The sequence below is a fragment of the Pseudomonas sp. Irchel s3b6 genome, assembly GCF_900187415.1.
In the GTDB taxonomy this organism is placed as follows: domain Bacteria; phylum Pseudomonadota; class Gammaproteobacteria; order Pseudomonadales; family Pseudomonadaceae; genus Aquipseudomonas.
Map to the genome: position 1 here is coordinate 348,735 of NZ_FYDM01000005.1, position 9,533 is coordinate 358,267.

Sequence of the window (9,533 nt, forward strand, 5' to 3'; positions counted from 1 at the left end):
GCCCCATGGAAAAGCTGATCGATCAGTCATCTTTCATAGCCATCAGCCCAATTCCAGCATCAGCCCGCTCAAGCGCTTGACCTTACGCCGCACCGCCTCCTCGAACACGCCGCTGCGGGGTTCTATCAGACTGAACCAGTCCTTGGCCCGGGTAATGCCGGTGTAGATCAGCTCCTTGGTCAGCACCGGGTTCAGCGCATCCGGAAGGATCAGCGCGGTGTGGGCGAATTCCGAGCCCTGGGACTTGTGCACCGTCATGGCATACACGGTTTCCACATCGTTCAGCCGGCTCGGTAACACAAACCGCACACCACCCTGGCCATCGTTGCGGGCAAAGGCCACACGCAGCACCTGGCGACCGGCATCCTGCCCATCACGCTCTGGCAGTTTGAGGGCAATGCCGATGTCGCCATTCATCAGGCCCAGGCCGTAGTCGTTGCGCGTCATCAGCACGGGCCGGCCTTCGTACCATTGCTGGTCGCTGTCGATCAGTCGGGCCTTGAGCAACGCGGTCGTGATGCGCTGGTTCAGCCCTTCCACCCCCCATGGCCCCTTGCGCACGGCGCACAGCAACTGGAACGCATCAAAGGCGTGCAAGACATCACGGGCCCAGTTCTCCCAGCAAGCATCGTCGGGGGCGGCGTCCAGGGGCGGTCGCTGATTGCGCAGCAGGCTCAGGTAATGCCGATACCCTTTCGGGCCGTCCCCCTGGCCATCGAGCAGCAGGCGCTCCAGTGCCCTGTCCTGCTCGCCCTTGAGCGCCAGCACATGCAGATCGACATGGCTACGGGCCGCCAGCAACTGACGTGCGTGCTCGGCGTTCTGTTGATTGACCCAGCGCGCCAGCTGACCGATGCCGCTGCCCTCACCGAAGCGCCGCGAGTGGCGCAACATCACCACTTGCTGGGCCAGCGGGTGACGGCCATCGAGGTCTTCCTGCAGCTCGCTGCCGCTCAGCTGTTCACCGCTGACCGCTTCCAGCCAGTCACGGGTCTGTGGACTGTACCAACCGGCCTCGGCATCGCGACACAGGTCACCGAGCACGGCGCCGGCCTCCACCGAGGCCAGTTGATCCTTGTCACCCAGCAGCACCAGGCGGGCATGGGCCGGCAAGGCGTCGAGCAGGTTGGCCATCATTTCCAGGTCGATCATCGACGCCTCGTCGACCACCAGCACATCCAACGGCAGCGGATTGCCAGCGTGATGCCGGAAATGCCGGGTGCCCGGACGGCTGCCCAGCAGACGATGGACCGTGGTCACGTCAGAAGGGATCTTGTCTCTGACATTGTCGGCGACCTGCAGCGTACGGACTTGCTGGCTGATGGACTCGGTCAACCGCGCGGCAGCCTTGCCGGTCGGCGCCGCGAGCCGAATGCGCAACGGCTTTTGCGCCTCCACGGCGGGCGCCTGGAGCAGCGCCAGCAAGCGCACGACGGTGGTGGTTTTACCGGTGCCTGGCCCGCCAGTGATGATGCTGAATGCACCACGGGTGGCCAGGGCACAGGCCAGCTTCTGCCAATCGATCGGGGCACCGGCCTTGACCGGTCCAAACAACCCGTTGAGGCGTTCGGACAGATCAGCCGCGACAGGTTCATGGGCCACCAGCCGTTCGCGCAATGCGCTGTCGATGCGCCGCTCGTACGCCCAGTACCGTCGCAGGTACAGGCGCTTGCCGGACAACACCAACGGCCGGTGCCGGGTCTCTTCTCGCCCATCGGCGGCCAACGCCACCAGCGGGCTGGACGCCAGCACCTTGCACCAGTGGGCGCCTTCCACGGCTTCCAGCAATTGCGAGGGCAGCAAGCGGGTACCGGTCTGCACCTCGCCTTCCGGCGGCAGGGACAGGGCGAAGTCCGGCTCCTTGAGCGTCTCGAACAGGTCAAGGCAGACGTGACCGTGCCCCAACTGGTGACTGGTCAATGCCCCCGCCAGCAACACCAAGGGGTCACCGTCCGGGTCGCGCTCATGGAGGAAGGCGACAAAGGCCTTGTCCAGCGCCCGCAGCCAGCCGCGCTCGACCCAGCGCTCAAGCAACAGCAACAAGTCCTCGGCACGGCTCAGGGGCGCCAGTTGCGCCAGACTCTCGGCCGTCAGGGGTGTGGGTAGCAGGTCAGCGAAGGAACGATTCATAGCAATACACCCTGCTCCCAGGCGGCTTCGGCCCTGGGTTCTGGTTGGCCCTGGAACAAGCGGTCCAGGCGTTCGATCAAGGTGCGTGGCGGACGGGTGAAATACACGCCCTGGCTCGGTGCCTGAGTGCCCCGCAGGAACAGGTACAAGGCGCCGCCCATGTGGCGGTCGTAATCGTAGTCGGCGAGCCGTGCCTTGAGCTGGCGATGCAGCGCCAGCAGGTACAGCACGTACTGCAGGTCATAACGGTGATCGAGCATCGACTGCTCCATAGCCTGCTCGGTGTAGGCCGAGTCGTCGGCACCCAGCCAGTTGGATTTGTAGTCGGCCACGTAGTAGCGCCCCTCGTGCTCGAAGGTCAGGTCGATAAAGCCCTTGAACATGCCATTGAGTTTCACCGGCTCGGCCGCTACTCGGGCAGCACCACCATGGGTGTATTGCCGCACCAGCTCATCGAGTTTCACCACATCGACGGTGTGGCTGGCGAACCAGAACTCCATCTCCACCCGGTACTCGGTCAATTGCCCTAATACCACCGGCGATTGGTCCGCGCCCAGGCGCAACGGTGCCTGGATCAGGTGTTCCAGCCAGCCACTCAGGGTCGTGATCCAGCCTTCCCAGCCGCGGCGGTTGCAACGGCGGGCAATGGCGTCTTCGATGGCCTGCTGATCGGCGCTGAAGCCCTCGTTGCCGGCCCACTCCAGCAGGCCATGAAGAAAGGTGCCGGGATTCGGCCCACGGGGAAAACGATGGATATCACCGCCACTGACGAGCACCTCACGGGGGGCGTCCGGGTCAAGGCGCTCGTCATCGAAGAGTTTTTGCGCTTGCGGGCTTTCCGGAGCCTCGTCGCCAGCACCCGCCAGGCGATCGCCAATGCGCAGCGCACTGTAGGAGGCGATCCACCAGTTTTCCGCCGCCCTGCGTTTGGGCTCTCGCGGTGCGAGTAACTTCGCCTCGTTGCGCGGTGGGTGATAGCGCTCGTCGTTGGCCTCGGGCATCTCGCCAATGCTCAGCGCCACGCAGTCTTGCTGCATGTCTCGCAGCCAACGCGCCAGGCCCGCCGACTCAGCTAATTGCTCGCCCCCCCCGAGCACATAACCCAGCGCAGAGAGGTGCAACACCGAGCTGTTGCTGTTGCCACGCTTGAGGTCGCAGACGCCGAGCCAGCACGCATGCCGGGCCCGGGTCAGGGCCACATAGAGCAACCGCAAGTCTTCTGCCAGGCGCTCGTGGTCAGCCCGTGCGATGAGCTCGGGCGTCGGACTCATGGAGACCTGAGACTTGCCGTGTTCATCGTGGTAATGCAACGGCAGGCGACTGCCGTCCACTGGCTTGGTCGAGCAGATGAACGGCAGGAAGACCAAGGGGTACTCAAGGCCCTTGGACTTGTGGATGGTGACCACCTTGACCAGTTGCTCGTCGCTTTCCAGGCGCAGGATCTGCTCCTCACCGGCCTGCCCGGACAACGCCAGGTGCTCGGACAGATGCCGGATCAGGGCCTGCTCGCCATCCAGCTCGGCGGCGGCCTGCTGCAGCAGTTCCGAGAGGTGCAGCAGGTTGGTCAACACCCGCTCGCCATCGCTGCGGGCAATCAGCGCCTGAGGCAGTTCGAAGTCGTGGAGCAAGCGCCGCAACATCGGCAGCACACCCTGAGTCCGCCAGATCAACCGATACGCACGAAACTGCATGACGCGCCTTTCCCAGGCCAACTCGTCCTGGTTCAAGCGTTCCAGCTCTATCAATGACAGGTTAAGGGTGATGCTGGCCAATGCCGCACGCAGCGGACGCTCGACATCCGGCTCGGCACAAGCCTTGAGCCAACTCAGCAGGTCATGGGCTTCCTGGGCGGCGAACACTGAGTCCTTGTCCGAAAGGTAGACACTGCGTACCCCTCGCGCGGACAACTCATTGCGCACGGCCTGGGCTTCCTTGCCATCGCGCACCAGAATCGCGATGTCGGCCGGCAGCAAGTCCACGAGCGCTTGCGCGTCGCGCACGAAACCCGCCCGCCCCTGCTGGCCACCGTTGAGCAACCCGGTAATTTCACTGGCGCACGCGGCGGCCAGTTGCTGTCGATAGACGGCACCCGACAAGGGTTGTTCGCTGGACAGCTGCCAGACGTTCAGCGCCGGCACCGCCTGGCCGTCGACCTGCAACGACTCTTTGCGGCCTTGGGACGCTACCGGCGAAAAGGGGACGGGGTTCTCGCCGTCCGGCTCACGGAACAGAAACGCACCCCGCCCCTGCTCTCGACATTCAGCCCTCTGGAACACATGGTTCACCGCATCGACCATGCCGTGGCTGGAGCGGAAGTTAGTGCCCAGGGTATGCAAGCGTCCGCTTGTCGCCTGGCGTGCCCGCAGGTAGGTGTAGATATCGGCGCCCCGGAATGCATAGATCGCCTGCTTCGGATCGCCGATCAGAAACAGCCCGCTCTCCGGGTTGTTGTCCTCAATGCGATAGATGCTCTCGAAGATGCGGTACTGCACCGGGTCGGTGTCCTGGAACTCATCGATCAACGCGACCGGGAACTGCTCACGGATCAAGGTCGCCAGGCGCTCACCGCCCTCGGCTTGCAACGCCGCGCGCAGGCGCAGCAACATGTCGTCGAAGCCCATTTCGGCGCGACGGCGTTTCTCGTGTTCAAAACGCGCGCCGATCCACTGCGCCGCATGTTTCAACACCGCGGCGTCCGGCGTCGGCAGTGCATCCAGATGGGTTTTCAAGCCGGACATGGCGTCCAGCCCTGGATGAGTGGGGGCCTGGCCTTTCCAGGCTTCGGCCATGCCATCGGGGGTCAGGCGAGTGAAGCCGGTGCCGATGTCCAATTGCTCAAGGCTTTCATCCTCGGCCCAGGCGCTGATTTTCTCGAACCAGGGCTCGAAATAACGGGCTTGCATCTTGCGACCGTCAACGGCCTTGCTCGCCACGCCCTGCAGGCAGATGTCACGCAACTCGGGGGCCCATTGCACCCAGGGTGCCTTGAGCGCCACCAGCGCCTCACGTCGTGCCTGCAAGCACTCGCCAATCAACTCGGCCGGTGCCTTGCCCTCTGCGCTGTCACGCTCACTGTCGAACAGTCCACGCACCCGCGACAACAAGGCCGCCGGGCCGCCCCAGTTGGAGCGCACCCAGTTCAGCGCGTCGCCCTGCATCGGATAGCAATACAGGCGCCAGTAATCGCGCACCACTTCGCCGAGCAGGTCGCTGTGATCGGTCTCAAGGGATTGGGTAAACAGGCTGCCGCTGTCGAATGCGTGCTCACGCAGCATGCGCTGGCACCAACTGTGGATGGTCGAAACGGCGGCCTCATCCATCCATTGCGCGGCAATGTCCAGGCGGTTCGCACAGCCGGGCCATTGTTCGACGCTGTACTGCCCGCGCAAGTCGGCGATCAGGCTGTCGGGGGCCGGTGTTTCGTCGCGGAAGAACTGGGCGGCTTCCGCCAGTCGGGTGCGGATACGCTCGCGCAGCTCCTTGGTGGCCGCATCGGTGAAGGTCACCACGAGAATTTGCGGCGGCAGCAGTTCGCGGCCAAAACCGCTGAACTGATCGCCGTGCCCCAGCACCAGGCGCAGATACAGCGCCGAAATGGTGAAGGTCTTGCCGGTACCGGCACTGGCTTCGATCAGTTGGCTACCACGAAGCGGGAAGGCTAATGCCAAGGGGACTGTTGCTGTCATGCAGGCGATTCCTCGCGAGTCACGGAACGCCAGGAGGCTTCGAGCAGCGGACGGTAGAGCGCGTCACACCAGGCCTCGAAGGTTTCATCGGCAATCAGGGCGTTGTAATCGGCGAACTGGCGTGCCAGCGCGGGGCTTTCCCGTCGCTCGCCTTCGCTGGTCAAGCCATCGCCCTCGTAGGCCTTGCGAGCCGCGGCCTGTGCTTTGACCGGATCGGTCTGGCCCAGCCAGGCGAACGCAGTCTTGACCGCCACCGGCAGGGGCTGACGCATGCCCGACTGCCAGGCCTGCAGCAGATCGCCAAGGATCTTCAGCGCGGCGTTTTCGTCCAGCGGGGCCAGTAGCAGGGTGTCGTCACTGGCGACCAACCCCGTGGTCATCGGCAAGCCGCACGCACAGGCCACCAGATGGTTGATCCACGGCCGGGTCAGCCGATGCCATTTGCGCGTCTTGATCGAACCAATGCTGTTGGGGATCGTCGTGACCGACAATAAGCCACCGTCGGCCCGTTGATGAAGCCCACTGAGCCAGCCCTCCAGACTCACGCCATTGAGCTGCAGCGAAACCGGCAGCGCGCTGGTGTTCGGTGTGGGCCACAACGCCAGCAGCTGTTGATAACGCTGCACCAGATCCGGCAGCGGCTCGATCAACTCACGCTGCAGGCACTCACCGAAACCGGCCATCGGCAGCAAGCCACTGTGTTGCAAGCGCTGGGCCTGGAGCTGCAAGGCTTGCTCGGGTTGATCCGGATGGCTCAGCGCCGCTTCAAGCAGGCTGTCGCTCAGGCTGTAGCGCTGCAAGGCATCGAGCACGAAGGGCTCTTCGTCTTCCAGGGGTGCCTGGGCCGATTCGAAAAACACTTTGAGGCGCTGACTGAAAAAGTGCCGCACCGGGTGGCGCAGGAAATCCTGAAGCTGTGCCAGGCTCAGCGGCTCTTCCTGAACATAGGGATCCAGCAGGACCGACGCCTGGGTGTGCGGGCGATCCTCATGCAATAGCTGCCATTCCCGGGCGTAGCTGAACAACTGATCACCTTCATGGAAGTAGCGTGCACTGAAGGGCTGCAGCGGATGCTCCTGAGTCATCGCCGCCAGCAGCTCTTGCTGCTCATCCACAAGCCTCCAACCATTGGCCAGGTGATCACGCAACTGACCGATAAGCACCGATGCCGGGCGCTCGCTGTTGTCGCGAATACTGCGTCCGACCCAACTGATGTAGAGCTGATCGCGAGCCGAGAGCAAGGCTTCGAGCAGCAGGTAGCGGTCGTCCTCTCGCCGCGAACGGTCACCGGGGCGGTAGTCGCTGCCCATCAGGTCGAAGTCCAGTGGCGGTTGCGCACGCGGGTAATCACCGTCGTTCATGCCCAGCAGGCATACGAGCTTGAACGGGATGGCGCGCATCGGCATCAAGGTGCAGAAATTCACCGCACCGGCCAGGAACCGCTGGGACAAGCGCCCCTGGTCGAGACCGGCCAACCAGGCTTCACGCACGACGGTCAGCGGCAGCTCGTCATGCAGGCCAACCGACTCGCAGGTCTCCAGCCAGGTTTCGCGCAGCAACTCGAGCTGGGCGAGCAGGTAGTCGTCGTGCTCATTGCTGGCCAGGAAAAACACCTGCATCAGGGCTTGCAGGCGCGCGCCCCATTGCTCGGGCGACGCCGGTCGTGACAACTCCTGGTGAGCAATCTGCAAGGCATCGAGCAAGGCCACCAACGGGCCGATCAGGGCCGCATCCAGGCCGCCGATTTCATCGTAGGGTTCGATGCCATCGCAGGCCTCGCCACTGCCCACGGCATAGCCCAGCAGCATGCGGCGCAAGCCAAAGCGCCAACTGTTTTGCTCGAGCTCACCTGGCAGCCCCAGGCCGGCACGCTGCTCGGCATTCATGCCCCAGCGAACACCCGCGCCTTCTATCCAGCGATGCAGCGTCGGCAGGTCGCGCTCTTGTACCCCGAATCGGGCCCGCAAGGCGGGCACGTCCAGCAAGTCGAGGATTTCACTGACCGGGAATCGGCTATCGGGCAACTTGAGCAAATGCTCGACGGCAATCAGCAGCGGGTCACGGCCACGCTGGCCCTGATCCGTCAGGGTGAAGGGGATAAAGCGCCGATCCTCGCGCTCAAGTTGGCCGAACACTGCCCGAATGTGAGGCGCGTAGCTGTCGATGTCCGGCACCATCACGATCACATCCCGTGGGCGCAACTGAGGGTTGGCACTGAAGCGCGCAAGCAACTGGTCATGGAGAATCTCCACTTCACGTTGTGCGCTATGAGCAATGTGAAAACGAATCGACTCGTCCTGCGTGAGGTCGATGGCCGGCCACAACTGGCGAGTTTCATTCAGCGGACGCAACTCCAGGATGTCGTCCTGCAGTTGGTTGAGCAGGGTGAGCGGCGGGGTATCGCTGAACAGGTCGATGCGGCCGTCGCGAAATGCCGAACGGTAGCTGTTGGGATCGTCGTAGCTGTCGAGCAGGTTGATGTAGTCACGACCTTGCTTGCCCCAGGCCGCCAGCAACGGGTGTGCGTGCTGGTGCAGGGTCTGCGGGTCAAGCACCACGGGCATGCCGGCCTTGCGCGCCTGACGTTTGTATTGGTGCCTTAACAAGTCCTTATCGGCGACGATGTCCGCCCAATGGTGACGACATGGGTTATGCACACACAAAAGGACCTGGCTGAAACGCGCCAATCCAGCGAGGGCTTCCAGGGCTTGGGCGGGCAGTGAAGAGATACCGAAAACGATGACCCGGGACGGCAAACCACGGGGGGCTGTGTCCAGGCGGGTGATGGTTTCAATGAAGCGCTGGTGAACACCGGCACGGCTTTGCGCCATGCCTTGCTCACCCACATCCAGCAGTAACGCACGCCATAACTCGGCCTGCCAACAGTTAGCCGGTGTCAGGGGTTTGCTCTCGCCTCGGCCATTACGAAGCTGATGACGTCCTGCTGCCCAGTCTTCCAGCCAGTCCGCGCGGTAGACCTGATACTGGTCGAACAAGTCCGCCAGGCGCTCAGCCAATTGATAGCGCTTGCGCAGATCGGTGTCGTTGGTCAGAAAGCGTTGCAGGGGTTCGAAGTGCGGCTGATTGATCAACTCCGGCAGTAGCCGCATCAAACGCCAGGTCAGGGGTGCCTTGTCCAGCAAGGATTTGGCGGGGATCTCGTCGCGTCCCAGCACCAGCCGATAGAGTTGCCACATAAAGCTGCCAGGCAACTGCACATCAATGGCCGCTGCAATGCCACAGCCGCCCATATCGTCGTCTTCAGGGTCTTCGGCCAATGCCAGCTTCAGCCATTGGGCGATGCCGTTGCTCTGCACCAGAGCAATTTCATTTTCCAGAGGCGCGAGCGGATAACGCCGCATCCAACTGACTACCAGACTACGCAGTTCATCCAGGCGATTGCCGTGGACCACCATAAAGCCAGCGCTGAGCAGCGAGGCGTCCGCCATGAGAGCTTCCTTGGAAATGTGCAAAAGCCAGGGTCGAACCTTAGCATTGTCAGGTGCCTGTGACAGCCTGAAGCAATCCGATGCCATGGCAAGCGAGTGGAAACTTTTTCGCGCACAAAAACAAAACCCCTACCTGCTTACGCAGATAGGGGTTTCGGAATTTAATCTTGACGATGACCTACTCTCACATGGGGAAACCCCACACTACCATCGGCGATGCATCGTTTCACTGCTGAGTTCGGGATGGGATCAGGTGGTTCCAATGCTC

The 9,533-nt window shown here is 63.0% G+C and carries 3 protein-coding genes and 1 rRNA gene; all 4 read right to left on the reverse strand.

The window, feature by feature from the left end; genetic code table 11:
* Window positions 1–42: 42 nt before the first annotated feature.
* Complete coding sequence (gene recD, locus CKW07_RS12215) at window positions 43–2,130, reverse strand: exodeoxyribonuclease V subunit alpha (RefSeq protein WP_095145124.1); 2,088 nt, start codon at window positions 2,128–2,130, stop codon at window positions 43–45.
* Window positions 2,127–5,816, reverse strand: a complete 3,690-nt coding sequence (recB, locus tag CKW07_RS12220) for an exodeoxyribonuclease V subunit beta (protein ID WP_095145125.1) — start codon at window positions 5,814–5,816, stop codon at window positions 2,127–2,129. The genes recD and recB overlap by 4 nt, the downstream gene beginning before the upstream one ends.
* Complete coding sequence (gene recC, locus CKW07_RS12225; protein WP_095145126.1) at window positions 5,813–9,265, reverse strand: exodeoxyribonuclease V subunit gamma; 3,453 nt, start codon at window positions 9,263–9,265, stop codon at window positions 5,813–5,815. The genes recB and recC overlap by 4 nt, the downstream gene beginning before the upstream one ends.
* A 165-nt stretch (window positions 9,266–9,430) precedes the next feature.
* Window positions 9,431–9,533, reverse strand: a 5S ribosomal RNA gene (gene rrf / locus CKW07_RS12230); the annotation flags it as partial.